Origin of the sequence: Streptomyces sp. CA-288835, assembly GCF_050936385.1 — a bacterium.
Taxonomy (GTDB): Bacteria; Actinomycetota; Actinomycetes; order Streptomycetales; family Streptomycetaceae; genus Streptomyces.
Genome location: NZ_JBNJMW010000001.1, coordinates 3,786,727 through 3,805,568 on the forward strand (window position 1 = coordinate 3,786,727; position 18,842 = coordinate 3,805,568).

General features: G+C 69.5%; 19 protein-coding genes. 8 read left to right on the forward strand and 11 right to left on the reverse strand.

Annotated features, from left to right (window positions below):
* The first annotated feature begins 172 nt into the window (after positions 1 to 172).
* Positions 173 to 1,027 (forward strand): L,D-transpeptidase family protein, encoded by an 855-nt coding sequence (locus tag ACQEVY_RS16975; protein WP_432949297.1) that lies wholly within the window; start codon positions 173 to 175, stop codon positions 1,025 to 1,027.
* Positions 1,028 to 1,241: 214 nt separating this feature from the next.
* Here the strand turns inward: ACQEVY_RS16975 and ACQEVY_RS16980 are convergent, their stop codons facing one another.
* The 7 genes from ACQEVY_RS16980 to ACQEVY_RS17010 form a co-directional block, all read right to left on the reverse strand.
* The gene (locus tag ACQEVY_RS16980) at positions 1,242 to 2,384 is read right to left on the reverse strand and encodes a hypothetical protein (RefSeq protein WP_432949299.1); all 1,143 of its coding nucleotides are present in this window, start codon (positions 2,382 to 2,384) and stop codon (positions 1,242 to 1,244) included.
* Positions 2,384 to 3,046 carry an RNA polymerase sigma factor gene (locus ACQEVY_RS16985; RefSeq protein ID WP_328774112.1) on the reverse strand — a complete coding sequence of 221 codons (663 nt, stop codon included), beginning with the start codon at positions 3,044 to 3,046 and terminating at the stop codon, positions 2,384 to 2,386. The genes ACQEVY_RS16980 and ACQEVY_RS16985 overlap by 1 nt, the downstream gene beginning before the upstream one ends.
* A 426-nt stretch (positions 3,047 to 3,472) precedes the next feature.
* Entirely contained in the window at positions 3,473 to 4,162 is a 690-nt protein-coding gene (locus ACQEVY_RS16990; protein WP_432949301.1) for a hypothetical protein, read from the reverse strand.
* Between the two features lie 36 nt (positions 4,163 to 4,198).
* Complete coding sequence (locus tag ACQEVY_RS16995) at positions 4,199 to 4,816, reverse strand: RNA polymerase sigma factor (protein WP_328774113.1); 618 nt, start codon at positions 4,814 to 4,816, stop codon at positions 4,199 to 4,201.
* A 159-nt stretch (positions 4,817 to 4,975) separates the two neighbouring features.
* Positions 4,976 to 5,551, reverse strand: coding sequence for a hypothetical protein (locus ACQEVY_RS17000; RefSeq protein ID WP_432949303.1), 576 nt, complete (start codon positions 5,549 to 5,551; stop codon positions 4,976 to 4,978).
* 110 nt (positions 5,552 to 5,661) lie between these two features.
* Positions 5,662 to 6,171 carry a hypothetical protein gene (locus tag ACQEVY_RS17005; protein ID WP_328769109.1) on the reverse strand — a complete coding sequence of 170 codons (510 nt, stop codon included), beginning with the start codon at positions 6,169 to 6,171 and terminating at the stop codon, positions 5,662 to 5,664.
* A 106-nt stretch (positions 6,172 to 6,277) separates the two neighbouring features.
* Positions 6,278 to 7,876: a beta-N-acetylhexosaminidase gene (locus tag ACQEVY_RS17010; RefSeq protein ID WP_432949305.1), complete on the reverse strand. Its 1,599-nt coding sequence runs from the start codon at positions 7,874 to 7,876 to the stop codon at positions 6,278 to 6,280.
* A 315-nt stretch (positions 7,877 to 8,191) separates the two neighbouring features.
* Between ACQEVY_RS17010 and ACQEVY_RS17015 the strand changes: the two genes are divergently transcribed.
* The 5 genes from ACQEVY_RS17015 to ACQEVY_RS17035 all read left to right on the forward strand — a co-directional run bounded on the left by ACQEVY_RS17015 (position 8,192) and on the right by ACQEVY_RS17035 (position 12,279).
* Positions 8,192 to 8,698 carry a 2-oxo-4-hydroxy-4-carboxy-5-ureidoimidazoline decarboxylase gene (locus tag ACQEVY_RS17015; protein WP_432955260.1) on the forward strand — a complete coding sequence of 169 codons (507 nt, stop codon included), beginning with the start codon at positions 8,192 to 8,194 and terminating at the stop codon, positions 8,696 to 8,698.
* Positions 8,699 to 8,854: 156 nt separating this feature from the next.
* Positions 8,855 to 9,235 (forward strand): succinate dehydrogenase, cytochrome b556 subunit, encoded by a 381-nt coding sequence (sdhC, locus tag ACQEVY_RS17020; RefSeq protein WP_432949307.1) that lies wholly within the window; start codon positions 8,855 to 8,857, stop codon positions 9,233 to 9,235.
* A gap of 5 nt (positions 9,236 to 9,240) precedes the next feature.
* Entirely contained in the window at positions 9,241 to 9,732 is a 492-nt protein-coding gene (locus ACQEVY_RS17025) for a succinate dehydrogenase hydrophobic membrane anchor subunit (RefSeq protein ID WP_328769112.1), read from the forward strand.
* Between the two features lie 19 nt (positions 9,733 to 9,751).
* Entirely contained in the window at positions 9,752 to 11,506 is a 1,755-nt protein-coding gene (gene sdhA / locus ACQEVY_RS17030) for a succinate dehydrogenase flavoprotein subunit (RefSeq protein ID WP_432949310.1), read from the forward strand.
* Positions 11,506 to 12,279, forward strand: a complete 774-nt coding sequence (locus ACQEVY_RS17035) for a succinate dehydrogenase iron-sulfur subunit (RefSeq protein ID WP_432949311.1) — start codon at positions 11,506 to 11,508, stop codon at positions 12,277 to 12,279. The genes sdhA and ACQEVY_RS17035 overlap by 1 nt, the downstream gene beginning before the upstream one ends.
* A 116-nt stretch (positions 12,280 to 12,395) precedes the next feature.
* Here ACQEVY_RS17035 and ACQEVY_RS17040 read toward each other — a convergent pair whose 3' ends face one another.
* The 3 genes from ACQEVY_RS17040 to ACQEVY_RS17050 form a co-directional block, all read right to left on the reverse strand.
* Positions 12,396 to 12,659 carry a TM2 domain-containing protein gene (locus ACQEVY_RS17040; protein ID WP_432949313.1) on the reverse strand — a complete coding sequence of 88 codons (264 nt, stop codon included), beginning with the start codon at positions 12,657 to 12,659 and terminating at the stop codon, positions 12,396 to 12,398.
* A 407-nt stretch (positions 12,660 to 13,066) separates the two neighbouring features.
* Entirely contained in the window at positions 13,067 to 13,474 is a 408-nt protein-coding gene (locus ACQEVY_RS17045; RefSeq protein ID WP_432949315.1) for a DUF2752 domain-containing protein, read from the reverse strand.
* Positions 13,467 to 13,961, reverse strand: a complete 495-nt coding sequence (locus ACQEVY_RS17050) for a TM2 domain-containing protein (RefSeq protein WP_432949317.1) — start codon at positions 13,959 to 13,961, stop codon at positions 13,467 to 13,469. The genes ACQEVY_RS17045 and ACQEVY_RS17050 overlap by 8 nt, the downstream gene beginning before the upstream one ends.
* Positions 13,962 to 14,189: 228 nt before the next feature.
* Here ACQEVY_RS17050 and ACQEVY_RS17055 point away from each other — a divergent pair, with 228 nt between their 5' ends.
* Both ACQEVY_RS17055 and ACQEVY_RS17060 read left to right on the forward strand, forming a co-directional pair.
* Positions 14,190 to 14,996, forward strand: coding sequence for a hypothetical protein (locus ACQEVY_RS17055; RefSeq protein WP_432949319.1), 807 nt, complete (start codon positions 14,190 to 14,192; stop codon positions 14,994 to 14,996).
* 381 nt (positions 14,997 to 15,377) lie between these two features.
* Positions 15,378 to 16,181 (forward strand): TetR/AcrR family transcriptional regulator, encoded by an 804-nt coding sequence (locus ACQEVY_RS17060; protein ID WP_432949321.1) that lies wholly within the window; start codon positions 15,378 to 15,380, stop codon positions 16,179 to 16,181.
* A gap of 55 nt (positions 16,182 to 16,236) precedes the next feature.
* On the opposite strand, the gene ACQEVY_RS17065 is transcribed toward ACQEVY_RS17060, so the two are convergent.
* Positions 16,237 to 18,687 carry an MMPL family transporter gene (locus ACQEVY_RS17065; RefSeq protein WP_432955262.1) on the reverse strand — a complete coding sequence of 817 codons (2,451 nt, stop codon included), beginning with the start codon at positions 18,685 to 18,687 and terminating at the stop codon, positions 16,237 to 16,239.
* Positions 18,688 to 18,842 lie beyond the last annotated feature (155 nt).

Below are 18,842 nucleotides of genomic sequence, written 5' to 3' on the forward strand. Positions count from 1 at the left end.
TGGAGAGTCCCAGGCTAGGAGCTTGCTCACAGCCCGGACGAGACCCCGGTCACAACCGCGTGCAACCACGCGCCCGGTCACCACCATGCCCCGTAGTTCGCGCCCAAGCACCCCCGGGAAACCTCTCAAAGTGCGCGGTGAGCAACGGGGGGACCAAATGCGTACTCCAGGCATGTGGAGATCAGTCACGGCTGTCGTGGTGCTTGCTGCGGTGAGCGGCTGCACGGTCCAGACCGCCGGTACGTCCGGCCCGTCCGGTACGTCCGCCGAGCCGGACCCGATACACATCTCGACGGCGCCGGTCGAGACCCCCGACGACCCCAAGCTCCCGAGTCCCGAGAAGCCTGCCCAGCCCGCCAAGGACGACGAGGCCACGAAGCCCCCGGCGCCGCCTCCCAAGGTGCTCTGGGCGCGCGGCGACCAGGGCAGAGACGTACGCGAGGTGCAGGCCCGGCTGCGTCAGATCGCCTGGTTCTTCCAGGCCCCGACGGGGACGTACGGCCCGGCGACGGTCGCCGCCGTCAAGGGCTTCCAGGGCAAGCGGGGGCTGCCGCAGACCGGGCAGACGGACTCCGTGACCTGGCGGCGGCTGCTGAACATGACGTCCGAGCCGGGCAAGTGGGAGCTGTACGCGGCGGGCGACCAGCCGGCTGCGAAGCCCGACCCGCGCTGTATGACGGGCCGCGTGATGTGCATCAGCAAGACGAGCCGCACGCTGCGCTGGATGATCGACGGCAGGACCCTCTCGACGATGGATGTGCGCTTCGGCTCGCAGTACACGCCCACGCGGGAAGGTCGGTTCAACGTCACCTTCAAGTCGCGCCACCATGTGTCGACGCTGTACGACACCCCCATGCCGTACGCCATGTTCTTCAGCGGCGGCCAGGCGGTCCACTACTCCTCGGACTTCGCGGCGACCGGCTACAACGGCACCTCGCACGGCTGTGTGAACGTTCGGGACGAGGCGAAGATCGCGGCGTTGTTCGCACAGGTGAGGAGCGGCGACAAGGTCGTCGTCTACTGGTGAGCGCCGGGGTCGGGAGGCGGCGAGGAGAGTGGGGCGCGGGCGGGACCGGGGGAACGTGTCCCGCCCGCGCCAATGTGCACTGAGCCATGGGTACGGGGGGAACCCCGGCTCGTGCGCCAGCCGATGACCAGTCGGCTCACTTAATACTGCGCTACCGCCGCCAAAAGTGTCACACCCTGCGCAGCAGACCTTTGCGGGCGTGCGAAAACGCAGGTCAGGGCCATGATGGAGTAAAGGATCGCGGAGCCGTGCCGCCGGCTGAGGCCAAGGTCCACGTCTCTCCGCCGGGAGTGGTCACCTGGACGGAGGTGGAGGTGCGGGCCGGGATGGCACGGCGCCGGACGTCGCGGGTCGGGGCGTCGCCGGTCGGCGTGAAGTAGGTCGGGGTTATGTCACCGGGCTCGTCGTCGTTGCCCTTCCCGTCCTTGCCGCCCTTCCCTCCCTTCCCCTTCTTCTTGTCGCCACCAGGGTGGTCACCGTCGTCGGAGTCGTCCCCGTCGTCATCCGAGCCCTGCCCGTTCCCTTGGGGCGCGTCGTCGTGGGCTTCGGACTGCTTGAGGACATTCGTGCAGTACTGCTGTACGCGCTCGGGCCCGCTCGCCGCGTCCTCCAGGCTGCGTCTGCGGTCGGGCGCGAGTTTCTTGCCGTCGCGGACGTCCCGGCAGTCGGCGGTGACCTTCTTCCACCAGTCCTGGGAGCGCGCCTCGTTGCCGGCGTCGCCCCCTCCGGGCTGCGGGGTCGTGTTCCGCGGCGTCTTCTCGGGCCTGTCGTCGGTGCCCGGAGCCGAGGGGGAGCCGTCGCCGGTCGGGGCGCCCGCGTCGCCGTCCGGTTCCGGAACCGCGGGGGCGCCGCCCCCTGTCTTGCCGGGGGACGGGGTGATCAGCGGACGCCTCGGCTTTTCGGGCGCGGTCACCGTCGCCCCGGGTTCCGGATCGTCGTCGGTGAACGGCAGCACTCCGGGCGTGGCGACCGCCGCCCCGCCGAGCATCCCGGCGGCCAGCGTGGCCGCGAGCCCGTAACGCAGCGGGCGGGCCAGGCGGGACCGACCGCGACGATCCGCCGAGGCACGGTCGAGGCGGACGAGTCCCGCGTCGGCGGAGCTGGCCGTGTGGCGGTGCCCGAAGGTCGCGTGCTCCTCGTCGCGGACGGTGCGCGCCTTGCGGAAGGCGGCCAACGCATTGGCCTCGCCCGGGAGTTCCGCGCTGGTCGGCGGGAGTTCGGCGGTCAGCGCGCCCAGTGCGCGGACGAGCCGGTCGGCCTGATCGCGGTCGTCGGCGCCGACGCTTTCGAGTGGCTCTCCGCGCAGCAGTCGTTCCGCGGCACTGCGGTCCAACCACTTGTACTGCTCGTCGGCCATCACATGTCCTTCTGCGTCCGCGAACGCATATGCGTCACACCTGCGGACGACACCGCGTCGCTGCGCGGCTCTCTTTGGGGTGGTACGGCGCTCAGGGCGCCGGTGGATTCCGGATCCGCGCCGAGCAGCTCCGCGAGCCGCTTCAAACCGCGGTGCGCCGCCGTTCGGACGGCTCCCGGGCGCTTGCCCAGCGTCTCGGCGGCGGTCTTCGCGTCCAGGCCGACGACGACGCGCAGTACGACGGCCTCCGCCTGGTCCTGCGGGAGCTGGGCTATGAGGGACAGCGTGTGGCCGGTGGCGAGCGCCTCGATGGCCTCACCTGCGGTGTCGGACTCGGCCGCCCGCCCGGTGAGCTCGGTCTCGTCGCCGCCGATCGCCGGGCGCCGGCCGCGCATCCGTATGTGGTCCAGGGCGCGGTTGCGGGCGATCCGGGCCGCCCAGCCGCGGAAGCGGTCGGCGTCTCCGCTGAACCGTTCGAGATCGCGGGCGATCTGCAGCCAGGCCTCGGATGTGACGTCCTCGGCGTCCGGTTCGCCGACCAGCGTCCGTACGTAGCCGAGCAGCCGTGGGTGCACGGCTCGGTACACAGTCCGGAAAGCGGTCTCGTCCCCGTCCTGTGCCGCAAGCACCGCGGCGGTCAGCTCCGCGTCGTCCCCCAGCACGCGCGCCCCTTTTGCGCCTAAGCCGGCGCCGCTCTCGCGGACCGGGTTCTCGCTGTCGTCGTTCCTCAGTTGTTGGATGCGGTCCTGCCCCGCATCCGGCGCGAAATGCACGGTACGGCCAGAAAGCACCTGGCGTCCATGTGCGTACAACGTACAAGCAACTCGCTCCGAGCCGGGGTGTGACAGAAAACGCACCTCCGGCGCTGTAGAGAGTACGGGTCGCCGCGCGGCCCGTGCCGCGCGACGGTCGGGGCCTCTCCTGTGGGGGGTGGCGGCCCCGGCCGTTGCCATCGGCCGTGGTCACGTTGCCGTCGCAGACCCCGGGCCACACACTTTCTCCGGGCACACCACCATTTCTCCCCCGGCACACCGCCGTAGTTCTCCGGCCGCATCGCCGCATCGGGTGAGTGGCCGATCGGTGCCGGATCAGTCCTTCGGGCCCTTGGTGGGGTCGTCGCCGGGTTCCTTCGAAGGTGTGACTGTCTTACCGGGCTCGCTCGGCACGGTCGGGTGATTCGGGGCGGCCGGCTGGCTCGGAGTGGCCGACTGGTCCGGAGCGGTCGGTTGCTTCGGGGTGGCCGGCAGGTCTGGTGTGGTCGGCTGATTCGGAGTGGTCGGCCTGTCGCCCGTATGGGGGTCCGATGAGCCCGGCTTCTTGACCGGCTCACCTGACGGCCCGGCCTCGTGGTCCCGTGCGGAGGACGCACGGTCGGAGGGCGTGGCCGAGGAACCGTCGCTCTGCCCGGGTGCCCCCGGGCCGACCGCGGGATCCTCCGCGATCCGGTCCGGCGCGCTCTTCGAGGGCCGCGGTACGTCGCCGCCGTCGTCCGGGGTACCGATCGAGCCGACCGAGCCGATCGACGCGATGGCCACCCCGCCGAGGGTCGCGCTCGCCAACAGCGCGGCCAGCGTCGCCCGCAGCGAGCGCCCGAGTCTGCGGTGGGCCCGCGGCCGCCAGTCGTCCCGCCGCCGGGTGCGCGCGCGATGGGCTCCCGACTGGCGGGCGGTGCGGAAGGCGGCGAGGGCACGGTCCTCGGCGCGGGGGTCGAGGGAGTCGGCGCGTACGGCGGCGGCGAGGAGCTCTTCAAGGGTGGGTGCGTCGTGTCGTTCACCCATGTCCGCGTCCACCCTTGCCCAAAGCTCGGTTGCCGTTCATCCCGACTCCCCCAGCGTCCTCGGGCCGTCATCCGTCACACCTTCGGCGCCCAACTGGCGAGCAAGCGTCTTCAAGCCCCGGTATGCGGCAGTACGTACCGCTCCAGGGCGCTTGCCCAGCACACGCGCCGCGGCGGGACCGTCGAGGCCGACCACGACCCGCAGCAGCACGGCCTCGGCCTGGTCGCGCGGCAGTCGCGAGACCAGCTCCAGGGCGTGCTCCGTGGAGATGGTCTCCAGCGCCTGCTCGTGTGTGTCGTGTCCGCCGGGGAGTCCGAGGACGTCCTGTTCCAGCGCCGACGGCCGCGGCCGGGTCTTCTGCCGCCGCAGATGGTCGAGCGCCCGGTGCCGGGCGATGGTCGCGGTCCAGCCGCGGAATCCGGCGCCGTCCCCGCGGAACCGCCCCAGATCCCGGGCGATTTCCAGCCAGGCGTCCGAGGCCACGTCCTCCGCGTCATCGCCGACCAGGCCGCGCAGATAGCCGAGCAGTCCGGGCTGCACCAGCCGGTACGCGACCGAGAAGGCGTCCTCGTCGCCCTCCTGCGCCCGCGCGACGGCCATGCCCAGTTCCCCGTCGGCCGCCTGTCCGCGGCGGGGTTCGCCTGCCTGGCCCAACACTGTCCTCGTTCGCACCGAGTTCGTACCGAGATCCGCGCCACGCGTCATGGATCACCTCGAAGGCGTGCCCTGGGCCTGCCCCCCGAGACGATCAGCGCCGGGACGTCCAGAAATGTCACAGCGCACACATATGGGGCAGCCTTCTGAGGTCGCCTCTCAGACCCGCCCGCGGGCCCGCCGGGACACGACCGCGCGCAATACGCGCCGCCCCTCCGTCGACAGGTCAAGCGCCTGCCGCAGACTCGCGGCGCCGCCGCCGGACAGCAGTTCGAGTATGGCGATCTGGCGGCGCAGTTCGGCGGCGACGAGGGGCGACATGTCCTGCGTACGGCCCTCGCGGCGGGCCGACACCGAGGCCGCGCCGTCGTCCGCGGCGTCCAGCAGCCGGTGCACCTGGAGGGCGGCTACGGAGCAGGCGTCGGCCCATTCGCGCAGGTTCTCGGCGGAGCGCTCCACGGGCGCGGCGTCGAGCATGCGATGGGCGAGCGCGGCGGCCTCGCCCTCGGAGGCTTCCAGGGCATCCGGAGCCTGAGAGGCGTCCAGCTCCGCCCGGGCCCGCTCCACGCGCTCGCCCCAGTTCCCGGCCTCCGCGCCCTCGGCGAGGCTCGCCCACAGCGGGCGCAGTACCTCGTCGTCACCGCCCAGCAAGGGTATGCAGCGGTCCAGGCATGCCAGACCGCTGGCGGCGAGACCGCGTTCGTCGGCCTGAGCGATCAGTTCCACCAGGCTCATCCACGCCTCCCTACGGTGGGGCGCCTCTTGTTGCGGAGCCCGCACTTCCCCTTACTGCGTCCTCCGTGGCCAGAGCGTCACAGTACGGAGTGGCCGGATCTGGCCGCCACTCAGCCGCGCATCACCCCGAGCCGGTCCAGGAACTGGAAGAAGAGCATCTCGGCCGACGGGTCCGCGTCCGCCGTGAACACCTCGAGAAGCTGCTCCTCCTCCGCCGTACGGCCCGCCGCTGCGGCCCAGGCCACCGCCCGCTCGGCGGCGTCGCGCGGCTCAAGGAAGTAGTCCTCGACCGTCAGCCCGTTCTCGGCATCCCCCACATAACCGGCCATCGCGTCCCGCGCCAGGCAGGTCGTCCACGCCACGCTCTCCGGCGCGGCGGCCTCGACGATCACGCAGGCACTGTCCATGACGTACCCGAAGAGCGCGGGCGCGCCCGTCTCCTGAGCGAGGTGGCTCATGCTCCCGACATCACCGGTGCCGTCCTCGATCGGGTACTCCCAGACCTGCCAGCCGTCGTCGGCCCTCTCGTGCAGCGTCAGCCCCTTGGCCTCCGCCAACGCGTCCAGCTCGGCGAGTGGTGACTCGCTCTTGCCGACGACGTAGTACCCCCAGTAACCCATTCCGGCTCCCCCGGCATCGCGGATCTTCTCGGGCTCAAATCCATCACAGTCGCACGACCGTTCGCTACCTAAACGGTCAACTCATCCCAACCGCACCGACTCGGCATCAGCCCAGCTTCTGAGCCAGTTCGGTGAACTCACCCCATGACGCTCCCGGCGTCCGCGGATCCCACAGCTTCTGCCCCAGCGCCCGCACCGGCATCCGGATCCCCGAGGCCACCTGGTCCTGGGTCTGAGAGTTCGCGAGATCGCACCAGACCGCGAAGGAGCCGCCGAGGATTTGGTCGTCATACTCCTTGGAGACCGGGGTCGTGCCACGCAGGACGAGGGGGGTCCACTGCTCGTAGATGCGCTGGCCGGTGGGGTAGACGAACTGGTTGGGCTGGCCGAGGACGTAGTAGAGGAACTCGTCGTTGTAGTTGATCACCTCGCGGCCCGCCCGCAGATACTCGGCCGGCTCACGGGCGCCGATCTCCTTGCCCGTCCAGTACGCGACCTGGATGTCGTCGGCGGGCTGGACGGCACCCCCGGCGAAGAAGCCGTCGTTCCAGGCCCGCGTCGTCCGGTCGTGCCCCCGCATCAGCTTGGCGCGGTCGTTGAGCCAGCCGGTCGCCAGGTCCGCGACGCCCGCGTTCGCCCCGTACTTCTTCTGCGCGGCCGCGGCCAGCTGCGGATAGGTCGCCTCGGGGTTGGAGACCATCAGCGCCCGGTACTCGTCGGCGCCGAGGTGCCAGTACCGCCCGGGAAACAGCTCCGCGTACTCGTTCAGCAGCTCGTCCACGAGGACCGCCGCGGCGGGCTTGGAGATGTCGACGGTCCCCTGCGGGGCAGAACCGCTCGCGCTGCGCAACTGCAGCTCGGGGTGGGCGTCGAGCACCGCACCCAGGTGGCCCGGCGAGTCGATCTCGGGGACGACGGTGATGTGCCGGCTCGCGGCGAGGTCGAGGATGCGGCGCACCTCGGCCTTGGTCAGATGCTGCTCCGAGACGACCTCGGGGTGCTTGTCGGACTCGATCCGGAAGCCCTGGTCGTCGGAGAAGTGCAGGCCGAGCTGGTTGTACTTCAGGTCCCCCAGCTCGCGGATCCGGTCCTCGATCCACCCGGCCGTGAAGTGCTTGCGCGCGATGTCCAGCATGAACCCGCGCTGCGGCTTCGCCGGACTGTCCCGTACGACCCCCTCGGGCGCCGCACCGTCCGCCCGCACCGCCTGCTTGAGGGTGCGCGTCCCGTAGAACACGCCTGCGTCGGCGGGCCCGCTGATCCGCACCCGCCCGTCCCTGACAGCCATCGTGTACGACTCGGCTCCGGCCTTCTCGTCGGTGAGCGCCAGTTGTACGTCCCCGGCGCGGGCCTCGCCTGTCCCCGCGTACCGGAGCTTCAGCTCCCCGGCGAGCAGCCGCCCTTCGTCCGCGAGGTCGGCGTCGTTCACGACCACGCGGCTGGCCCCGGCCGGACGCCAGCCGGGTCCGCGGGCGGGGGTGTGCTCGCGTACGGCCGGGATCGTCCGCGGCGTCGTCGACATCGGATACGTACGGCTGGGGGACGGCGAGGCCGCGGGCGGGTCGGTGGGCTGCTGTGTCATCGCGGAGTTTCCCCCGTTCGGCCACAGAGAGACCGTCAGGGCCGCGGCGGCCGCCACGGTCACTCCGGTCCCGACCAACAGAGGCCTCTGGCTCCCGGACAGCTGGGCCTTCCAGCCCGTCATCGCCCGGCGCCTACGCCCGTTCACCACAGATCACCCAATCATTTGCCTTGCTCGTGCCCCCGTAATCCTGGTCTTGACCCAGGCCCTCAGCTCACCACGCCACCGTCCACCACACGATCCGAAACTCTGCCGTCCGGGTGAAATTCGGGCATCCGACGGACACCTTCCGTCAGCCTCGATAGCGTGAACGTCACATCTCACACTTGATCCACTCCCGTTTCATACGTGAGGCACCCACAGGAGCTTCACCGAACCGCCGAGGAACCCACGCTGCCTTCGCACCGTCCTTCTCGCCACTTCGGGCAGGTCGTCGCCCTGCCCGGGCAGACCCGCTCCAGACCGAGCCCCACAGGCCTGGAGCGGTTCAACGCCGCACCCGCTGAAGCGGCCGAACGGGCCCTGCTCGCCTGCTGCGGCAGCCACCGCTGGGCCCGCCGCCTCGCCGCCCACCGCCCTTATCCGGACCTGGCCGCCCTGCTCGCCGCGGCCGACGAGGCGGCGTACGACCTGTCTCCCGCCGACGTCTCCGAGGCCCTGGCCCGCGAGCCCCTCCCGCAGATCCCCGCCGACGCCCAGTCCGTGGCCCATACGGCCCTGAGCGCGGCCCACGCGGCGTACGAGGCCCGCTTCGGCCATGTGTTCATCATCTGCCTCGACGACATGTCCCCCGAGGAAGCTCTCGACCAGGTGCTCGCCGCCATCCGGTCACGTTTGGCGAACGATCCCGAGGAGGAACGTTGCCTCACGGCGGAGGAGCTGCGGGGCCTTGCCAGAGGGCGCCTGTCGCGTATGGCCCGTGCGGGGGCGCCCCTCCCTCGGTAGCCGACCGGTGCCTTTTGGATCACATCGGGTAGGCCCGCTGTAAGCATCCCGACAGCACGTCGCTACGATGGCCAGGGCCGGTGGACCGTACCCGGCCGGGCCCGACCGACAGCACAAGCCGGCGCGGCCCCGATCCCCGCTCCCGGAGGAAATTCCGTGCCGGCTGGAACGCTGTACCGCGGCCGGGAAGGAATGTGGTCCTGGGTGGCTCATCGAGTCACCGGCGTCCTCATCTTCTTCTTCCTGTTCGTCCACGTGCTGGACACCGCTCTCGTCCGTGTCTCCCCCGAGGACTACGACAACGTCGTAGCCACCTACAAGACGCCGATCGTCGCGCTGCTGGAGTACGGCCTCGTCGCCGCGATCCTCTTCCACGCGCTCAACGGTCTGCGGGTCATCGCCGTCGACTTCTGGTCCAAGGGCCCGCGCTACCAGAAGCAGATGTTCTGGACGGTCATGGGCATCTGGGTCGTGCTGATGATCGGGGCGCTGTACCCGGTTCTCGGCCACGCCGTCCGCGAAGTCCTCGGGAGCTGAGCCTGATGTCCACTACTGAGAAGAGTGCCGCCTCCGGCATCGGCCCCGTCGAAGGCGCGGGCGAGCTGGCGTACAGCGTCGACAACCCGGCGCCGTACATCGAGGCCCCGCGGCAGCGCACCAAGAAGACCCCCAAGTCGACCCGTGGCAACTTCGAGATGGCCGCATGGCTGTTCATGCGGCTGTCCGGCATCGTCCTGGTCGTCCTGGTCATCGGCCACCTGCTGATCCAGCTCGTCCTCGACGGCGGCGTCTCCAAGATCGGCTTCGCCTTCGTGGCCGGCCGCTGGGCCTCGCCCTGGTGGCAGACCTGGGACCTGCTGATGCTGTGGCTGGCGATGCTGCACGGCGCCAACGGTCTGCGTACGGTCATCAACGACTACGCGGAGCGGCCGAACACCCGGCTGTGGCTCAAGGGCCTGCTCTACACCGCCACGGTGTTCACCATCCTGCTGGGCACGCTGGTGATCTTCACCTTCGACCCGAACATCCGCTAGATCCGGGGCTACGAGACCAATGAAGATCCACAAGTACGACACAGTCATCGTCGGCGCGGGTGGCGCCGGCATGCGCGCCGCCATCGAGTCGACGAAGCGCAGCCGGACCGCGGTGCTGACCAAGCTCTACCCGACCCGCTCCCACACGGGCGCCGCGCAGGGCGGTATGGCCGCCGCGCTGGCGAACGTGGAGGAGGACAACTGGGAGTGGCACACCTTCGACACGGTCAAGGGCGGTGACTACCTGGTCGACCAGGACGCCGCCGAGATCCTGGCGAAGGAGGCCATCGACTCGGTCCTCGACCTGGAGAAGATGGGCCTGCCGTTCAACCGCACGCCGAACGGCACCATCGACCAGCGCCGCTTCGGCGGTCACAGCCGCAACCACGGCGAGGCCCCGGTCCGCCGGTCCTGCTACGCGGCCGACCGCACCGGCCACATGATCCTCCAGACGCTGTACCAGAACTGCGTCAAGCACGGCGTGGAGTTCTTCAACGAGTTCTACGTCCTGGACCAGCTGATCACCGAGGTCGACGGCGTCAAGAAGTCGGCGGGCGTGGTCGCGTACGAGCTGGCGACCGGCGAGATCCACATCTTCCAGGCGAAGGCCGTGGTCTACGCGTCCGGCGGCTGCGGCAAGTTCTTCAAGGTGACGTCGAACGCGCACACGCTGACCGGTGACGGCCAGGCGGCCGTGTACCGGCGGGGCATTCCGCTGGAGGACATGGAGTTCTTCCAGTTCCACCCGACCGGCATCTGGCGCATGGGCATCCTGCTGACGGAGGGCGCCCGCGGTGAGGGCGGCATCCTCCGCAACAAGGACGGCGAGCGCTTCATGGAGAAGTACGCGCCGGTCATGAAGGACCTCGCCTCGCGTGACGTCGTCTCGCGGTCCATCTACACGGAGATCCGCGAGGGCCGTGGCTGCGGCCCCGAGGGCGACCACGTCTACCTCGACCTCACGCACCTCCCGCCGGAGCAGCTCGACGCCAAGCTCCCGGACATCACCGAGTTCGCCCGTACGTACCTGGGCATCGAGCCGTACACCGACCCGATCCCGATCCAGCCCACCGCGCACTACGCGATGGGCGGCATCCCGACGAACGTCGAGGGTGAGGTGCTGCTCGACAACACCACGGTCGTACCGGGCCTGTACGCGGCCGGCGAGGTCGCCTGCGTTTCGGTGCACGGCGCGAACCGGCTGGGCACCAACTCGCTGCTCGACATCAACGTATTCGGCAAGCGGGCCGGGATCGCCGCGGCGGACTACTCCCAGAAGGCCGAGTTCGTCGAACTGCCGGAGAACCCGGCGGAGTTCGTGATCGGTCAGGTCGAGATGCTGCGCGACTCGACCGGCACCGAGCGGGTGTCCGAGCTGCGCCGCGAGCTCCAGGAGACGATGGACGCCAACGTGATGGTGTTCCGTACGGAGCAGACCATCAAGACGGCGGTCGAGAAGCTCGCCGAACTGCGTGCCCGCTTCAAGAACGTCTCGGTCCAGGACAAGGGCAAGCGGTTCAACACCGACCTCCTGGAGGCCATCGAGCTGGGCAACCTGCTCGACCTCGCCGAGGTCATGGCCGTCTCCGCGCTGGCCCGCAAGGAGTCGCGCGGTGGTCACTACCGCGAGGACTACCCGAACCGCGACGACGTCAACTTCATGCGCCACACCATGGCGTACCGCGCGGTGGGCGACGACGGCACCGAGTCGATCCGGCTCGACTACAAGCCGGTCGTCCAGACCCGCTACCAGCCGATGGAGCGTAAGTACTGATGGCAACCCCGACCCTCGAGAAGGAAGACGCCAAGCCTGAGCCGGGCTTCGCCGACTCCCCGTACATCACGGTCACCTTCCGGATCCGCCGCTTCAACTCGGAGATCTCCGCGGAGGCGACCTGGGAGGACTTCCAGGTCGAGATCGACCCGAAGGAGCGCGTCCTCGACGCGCTGCACAAGATCAAGTGGGACATGGACGGGACGCTGACGTTCCGCCGCTCCTGCGCCCACGGCATCTGCGGCTCGGACGCCATGCGGATCAACGGCAAGAACCGGCTCGCGTGCAAGACCCTGATCAAGGACATCAGCCCCGAGAAGCCGATCACGGTCGAGCCCATCAAGGGGCTTACGGTCCTGAAGGACCTCGTGGTCGACATGGAGCCGTTCTTCCAGGCGTTCCGCGATGTGATGCCCTTCCTGATCACGAAGGACACCAACGAGCCGACGCGCGAGCGTCTGCAGTCCGCCGAGGACCGTGAGCGCTTCGACGACACGACGAAGTGCATCCTGTGCGCCGCCTGCACGTCCTCGTGCCCGGTGTTCTGGAACGACGGCCAGTACTTCGGCCCGGCCGCGATCGTGAACGCCCACCGCTTCATCTTCGACTCGCGTGACGAGGCCGGTGAGCAGCGGCTGGAGATCCTCAACGACAAGGACGGCGTGTGGCGTTGCCGTACGACGTTCAACTGTACGGACGCCTGTCCGCGCGGGATCGAGGTCACGAAGGCGATCCAGGAAGTGAAGCGGGCGCTGATCACTCGCCGTTACTGAGTTCCTGTACCGAGTTCCTGTACTGAGTTCCGCGCGTACGAGGGCCCCGTCTCCCGGTGGAGACGGGGCCCTCGGCGTACTGCGGGCTGTGAGCGGGTGTCAGCCTGAGCTGCGTGTCAGCCGCGCAGGACCCGGCCATCCTTGTCGGTGCGGTCGTTGCTCGTGAAGAACAGGATCGCGTCGATCAGAGCCCAGATGCCGAGCCCACCACAGGTGAGCAGCTGAGCGACGCCCACGCCGACGGAACCGACGTAGAAACGGCCGATGCCAAAGCCGCCCAGGAAGAGCTGGAGAACGCCCGCGACGACCTTGGACTTGTCGGAGTACGGCCGACCCTGCGGGTCGAAACCGAACGGGGCGTCAGGGGTGGGGACAGACATGCGAGTTTGCTCCTGGCATACAGAGGATTGCGGAACGGAATGTTCCGAGCGGTACGCAGGAGAAAATCCCGCAACAAACCGCACGCATGCGCATGTGCTCGTTCCCCCTGCGGATCATGAAGCCTAGGGGGGCGGAGGGGGTGGAGCGAGACGGGTGAGGTGATCGTATTCGTTCCGTAACCCTTGACTGAAAGGTCACTTGACACTTACCGAAGTCCGGTGTGAGTCCCTTCAGGACGGCGGAGCAACGTCGTTTACGGCTCGACCGCGTGGGCGCACCTCTTCAGGCGGGCGCCAGGGAAACGCGCCCCTTCAGGGGCGCGGGGCTGTTTCAATTTGCGGCTCCGCCGCGTGGGCGCGACCAGCCACGACGTGCCCGCAGTCGAACTCCATGTCCAGCGGAGCGCTCAGTGCAGGTTGCGGACCACGGTCCATGCAACCGCCACAACAAGCACCAACGCCTGGGCGACACGGCCGAGTTCAGGCCGCCACCGTCGGCCGCGCAGGCCCTCGACGGCCCACCGGCCAAGCAGGGCCAGCGCAAACGGCGAAGCCAGCAGCAGAAGCCGGTTGTCGTGCCACGCGGCGCTGAGGTGACCGTGCATCAGGTCATACACCATGCGAGTCCCGCCGCAGGCCGGGCACAGCAGCCCGGTGACGACCCGGAAGGGGCATTGCGGCAGCAGATGCCCCGGCTCGTGCGGATCGGTGCCGTAGAGATACCAGGCACCGGCGACCCCGGCGACGAACACGGCAAGTGGCGCCGTCGCCGGGTGCCGCAGTACGGATCCGGGCGCGGATCCGTACTCAGCCACGCAGGATCCGCCCCTGGGCGTCCGTGTTGTTGCTGCCGGTCAGCAGGATGATGCCGTCGATCAGAGCCCAGATGCCAAGCCCACCGCAGGTGAAGAGCTGGGCGATACCGATCCCCACGTGGCCGATGTAGAACCGGCCGATGCCCAGCGACCCCAGCGTCAGCTGGAGCACTCCGGCGACGACCTTCGACTTGTCGGAGTACGGCCGCCCGTAGGGGTCGTAGCCGTACAGGGCGTTCGGGTCACCGGTGTACATGCCGGGCTGCGGCGGCATGGCACCCGGCGGCGGGTAGCCGCTGCCCTGCGGGTAGCCGCCGCCCTGCGGGTATCCGTAGCCGGGCTGCTGCTGATACGGCCCCGCCTGCTGGTACGGGCCCTTCGGCGGCTCGCCGGCATACGGGTTCTGCCCCGGCCCCGGATTGGGGTTGGCGTTCGGATACCCGTACCCCGGCGGCTGGTTGGGGGGCTGCGGGGGCTGCTCAGTCAAGGCGACGACTCCTGTGTTCCGGTGCTCCGGTTGACCCGGGACGCGAAAAATAGACACGACCGCTCGTCATGTTGTCAGGCTGAACCTGGCGACGGCCAGCCTGGGTTGCGACTTGCCCGTACAAATGACCACGTGCTGCCCGTACGGGTGGTTGCACCGATCTCACAACTTCCGCGCACGCAGGTCGAGTTGCTGTGGCTGAGGGGACGCCTGTTACAGACTGGGCCCATGGCACCCCTGGCACCCCTGAGGAACACCGCCGCCGCGCTGGCAGCCGCCACCGCGCTGCTGCTCGCGATACCCCCAACGGCCTCGGCAGGCCCCGCCCCGCACGACACGCACAGCACGTACGGCACGCTCGTACGGGAGAACTTCGACCGCCTCCCCCTCGGCCCCGTCACCGAGGGCCGCGGCTGGACCACCGACGCGGAGGGAGGCACGCTGACCGTCGCGCCGAGCACCACCGGCCACGGCCGCGAACTCCGTATCCGTACGGAGGGCAACGGCCGCGCCTTCCTCGTCCTCGACGACCTCACCCTCCCCGGCAACAGCGCGTGGGCCCGCCTGCGCCTACGAGTGGCCGACTTCCCCACGGCCCCCGACTGGGCCCACTGGACCATCGCGGAGGCCTCCGGCTCCGACTCCCCCACCCTGGTCCGCCCACTCGGCGGCCAGTACGCCCCCACCGACAAGGGCAACTTCTGGGGCGTAGGTTCGGATCTGGGCCCCACCGGCGACTGGACCGCCTGGAAGACCTCCTCCCCCGCAACGGCCGGAAAGTGGCAGTGCGCCGAGTTCCACCTGGACGCCACGGACAACCGAGTCACGGTCTACCTCGACGGCGTCGAACAGCCCGACCTGACGGTCTCCACCAACAACCACGGCGGCACAGACGACGACTTCGTCTTCCCCACCTTCAACAAACTGAAGCTCGGCTGGCAGCTCTACCAGTCCGACCCCACACCGCCGTCGTACGACATCCGCCTGGACGACATCACCGTGAGCACGCACCGCGCGGGCGGCTGCGAGGCCTGAGCTGGGCGTCGGCTCAGGGTCTACTAGGCCCAGAGCCAGAGTGGCTGGACCACCTGGCCCGGCGCCGGAAGAAGGAGGAACCGAAGTGACCAGCTTCCACTCCTGGGACGAGGTCAAGCACGAGGTCTTCGACACCGATGACCTCGAAGACATCACCGTGGGCGCCCGGCGCATGGTGGCCGAGGCGCGCGCACAGACTTGCGGAGATGCGCATGCCCCCCCAGGGGCGCGGGGCTGTGACATATGCGGCTCCGCCGCGATGGGGGTCCCCCCGCTCGAGCGAAGCCGAGAGTGGGGGAGCGACCAGCCAAGACGACCCCGCAGCCGCTAACGAACCCTCTTCGAACCGCTCTCCCAGCGGAGCGCCTAGGCTCTGTCCTCGTGCCAGCAGCGAAAGACAGTACGAGTGCGGATGGGTCCGCGGGCTCACAGGAACCGCGCCCATCCCGTACGCCCGCCAAGAGCGAGCAGACGCGTGCCCTCATCCTGGAGACGGCGATGCGGCTGTTCCAGGAGCGGGGTTACGACAAGACGACGATGCGGGCCATCGCCAAGGAGGCCGGGGTCTCCGTCGGGAACGCGTACTACTACTTCGCCGGCAAGGAGCACCTGATCCAGGGCTTCTACGACCGGATCGGCGCCGAACACCAGGTGGCGGTCCGGGCCATCCTGGAGAGCGAGACGGGGCTGGAGGCCCGGTTCGCCGGGATTCTCAAGGCGTGGCTGGACGTCGCCGAGCCCTACCACGAGTTCGCGGTGCAGTTCTTCAAGAACGCCGCCGACCCCGACAGCCCGCTCAGCCCCTTCTCGCCGGAGTCGGAGCACGCGCGCGTGCAGGCGATCGGCGTCTGCCGAGAGGTACTGAGCGGCTCCAAGGCCAAGGTTCCGGCCGAACTGAGAGACATCCTCCCCGAGTTGCTGTGGCTCTCCCAGATGGGGCTCGTCCTGTACTGGGTCTTCGACCGCACCGAAGGCCGCGAACGCAGCTACCGCCTCGCCGAACGCGGCGCCCGCCTCACCGCCCTGGGCATCTCCCTGGCCCGCTTCCGCACGCTGCGGCCCCTGGTCCGCGAGGTGCACGAACTGTTCACGGACTTCCTGCCGGGCATGACGAACGCACTGCCCGATCCGAAGAATCCGAAGAAGAAGCCCGCCCAGGACACGACGAAGAGGCCCAATCCGTAAGGGACTTGGGCCTCCTCGCCGAGCACATGAGCGGGCGACCAGCGGCCAGTAGCGGTCAGTTCACCGCGTCCACCTCGTCCTCCGCCAGCTCCACGTCGTACACCAGCGCACCGTCTCCCACCGTCATATGGCGGGCCAGTGCGGCATGCCCGGCAGCCATGGCCGACAGGAGGTACGAACCCGGCCCGGGCACCGAGACGATGTACGAGCCGTCGGCCAGCGAGGTCACCCGGTCCAGCCGGAGGCCGCCGCCCTGGGAGTGCAGGGTCAGTACGGCGCCCTCGACCGGCTCCCCGTCAGCGCCGCGCACGAAGCCGTGGACCACGGTGGAGTGCGCCTTGTCGTCGGGCACGCGCGCGTGGGGCACGTTTTCGGCGGCCACGGTGGCCCCGCCGACCTCAAGGGCCTCCTCCCGCGGCTCCACCGCGAGATGCGGCAGCCGCTTCTCCAGCCAGTCCGGCAGCCACCAGTTGGAGTTCCCCAGGAGGTGCATCGCGGCCGGCACCAGTGCCGTACGCAGGATGAACGCGTCGAGTGCGACCGCCGCGGCCAGCCCGATGCCCGCCATCGCGCCCTCCATGTCACCGCTGAGCACGAAGGCAGAGAAGACGCAGATCATGATCAGGGCGGCGCAGTTGATGACCCGGCTGGTCTCGGCGAGACCGACCCGAACCGCCCGCGCGTTGTCCTTGGTGTGCACCCACTCCTCGTGCATTCGGCTCACCAGGAACACCTGATAGTCCATCGACAACCCGAAGAGCAGCGACAGCATGATGACCGGCAGGAAGGCGGTGATCGGCCCCTCCTTGCCGACGCCGAGGAGTTCCGTACCCCAGCCCCACTGGAAGATCGCCACCAGCACACCGAAGGACGCTGCCGCGGCGATCAGGTTCATCAGGGCGGCCGTAAGCGGCACCACCAGGGAGCGGAAGGCCACAAGGAGGAGCAGGAAACCGAGCGTGATGATCGCCGCGATGAAGTACGGCAGCCGTTCGCCGGTCACGGATGCGAAGTCCTTGAAGATGGCGGTCACTCCGCCCACATGGGCCTCGGTCCCGGACCCTGGGATCACGTCGTCGCGCAGCCGGTCGATGAGCTGGTCGGTCTGCTCGGACTGCGGTGATGTGGTCGGCACGACCTGGATCACCGTGATGCCCTGGGCGGGCGGCGCGGCGACGACCTGAGCGACACCCTCCGTCTCGCGGATCGCCGAGACGAGCGCGTCCGTGTCACCGCGTTCCGCGACCACCTGGAGCGGGCCGTTGAAGCCCGGCCCGAAGCCCTCGGCGAGCAGGTCGTACGCCTGTCGTGTGGTCGTCGACTCCTGATGGTTGCCCTGGTCGGTGGCGCCGAGCCGGAGCGACAGGACGGGCAGCGCCAGGATCACCATCGCGACCAGTGCCGTGACGGCGACCGAGCGCGGGCGCCTCTCGACGAACACGGACCAGCGTGCGGCGAGGCCGCTGGCCTCCTCGGACTCCGGTCCCGCGGCGGCGAGCCGGCGCCGCTGCCTGCGGCTGAGGACACGCATGCCGAGCAGTCCCAGGAGCGCGGGCAGCAGGGTCGTCGCGGCCAGGACGCTCAGGACGACCGTCAGCGAGGTCGCGATGACCACGCCGTCCAGGAAGCGCATGTTCATCACCAGCATTCCGGCGAGCGCGATGCACACCGTGCCGCCCGCGAACAGCACCGCCCGGCCCGAGGTGTTGAGGGCCGTGACGGCCGCCTCCTCGGGTTTCATCCCGCGCAGGATGCCCTTCCGGTGCCGCGTCACGATGAACAGCGCGTAGTCGATACCGACGCCGAGGCCGATCAACGAGCCGAGCAGCGGGGCGACTTCGGGTACGTCGGTGACATGGCTGAGCAGCGAGGTCGCCATCAGGCCCGTACCGAGCGCCGCGATCGCGACGACGAGCGGCAGCAGCATCGAGAAGAACGAGCCGAAGGCGACGAAGAGGACCACGGCCGCGGCCACTACGCCGACCAGCTCGGCGATGCCCGTGGGCGGCTCCTGGACGCGGGTGATCGCCTGGCCGCCCAACTCCACCTGGATACCGGCGCGTTCGGCGTTCTGCGCCGTGTCGACGACGTCCTCGACGAGTTCCTTGGGCACGCTGTTCGCCTGCTCGGTGAAGGTCACCTGGGCGTAGGCGATCCGCCCGTTCTCACTGATCTGTGCGGCACCTTGGGCGGCGTACGGGCTGCTGACCTCGCCGACGCCCTCCATGCGCCCGATCTCCTCGAGCGCGGGCTCGATCCGGGAGCGTACGGACTCGTCCCGTACCGTCCCGTCATCGACCTTCCACACCACCGTGTCGGTGTCGCCCGAACTCTGCGGGAAGGCCTTCTCCATCAGGTCGTACGCGCGTGTGGAGTCCGTGTTCGGGAGGGAGAAGCTGTTCGCGTAGTCCGTGCCCGCGGCGGAACCCGCGAAGCCCACGCCGAACAAGGCCCCCACCCACAGCAACAGGACCACCAGCCGGTGCCGATAGCACCACCGAGCCAATGTCGCCACGCCTCAACGCTCCTTAGTCGTCGGTCGGTTGGTCCCCCAGGTCCTGCGGCTCAGCATCGACGGCGGGACGCGGGCGTGGACACGGCAGCGCCATGACTCTCAAGGAACTCCAAAGTGCGCGGCGGCCCCGATGTCAGTGCCCCGGC

What these genes read in the sequence shown, in the direction of transcription:
- ACQEVY_RS17010 (WP_432949305.1), bottom strand. Translation starts at nt 7,876, where the DNA reads ATGACGGGCTGGAAGGCCCAGCTGTCCGGGAGCCAGAGGCCTCTGTTG.
- ACQEVY_RS17055 (WP_432949319.1), top strand. Translation starts at nt 14,190, where the DNA reads ATGGCACCCCTGGCACCCCTGAGGAACACCGCCGCCGCGCTGGCAGCC.
- ACQEVY_RS17025 (WP_328769112.1), top strand. Translation starts at nt 9,241, where the DNA reads ATGTCCACTACTGAGAAGAGTGCCGCCTCCGGCATCGGCCCCGTCGAA.
- ACQEVY_RS16975 (WP_432949297.1), top strand. Translation starts at nt 173, where the DNA reads ATGTGGAGATCAGTCACGGCTGTCGTGGTGCTTGCTGCGGTGAGCGGC.
- ACQEVY_RS17005 (WP_328769109.1), bottom strand. Translation starts at nt 6,171, where the DNA reads ATGGGTTACTGGGGGTACTACGTCGTCGGCAAGAGCGAGTCACCACTC.
- ACQEVY_RS17040 (WP_432949313.1), bottom strand. Translation starts at nt 12,659, where the DNA reads ATGTCTGTCCCCACCCCTGACGCCCCGTTCGGTTTCGACCCGCAGGGT.
- ACQEVY_RS16980 (WP_432949299.1), bottom strand. Translation starts at nt 2,384, where the DNA reads ATGGCCGACGAGCAGTACAAGTGGTTGGACCGCAGTGCCGCGGAACGA.
- sdhA (WP_432949310.1), top strand. Translation starts at nt 9,752, where the DNA reads ATGAAGATCCACAAGTACGACACAGTCATCGTCGGCGCGGGTGGCGCC.
- ACQEVY_RS16990 (WP_432949301.1), bottom strand. Translation starts at nt 4,162, where the DNA reads ATGGGTGAACGACACGACGCACCCACCCTTGAAGAGCTCCTCGCCGCC.
- ACQEVY_RS17035 (WP_432949311.1), top strand. Translation starts at nt 11,506, where the DNA reads ATGGCAACCCCGACCCTCGAGAAGGAAGACGCCAAGCCTGAGCCGGGC.
- ACQEVY_RS17000 (WP_432949303.1), bottom strand. Translation starts at nt 5,551, where the DNA reads ATGAGCCTGGTGGAACTGATCGCTCAGGCCGACGAACGCGGTCTCGCC.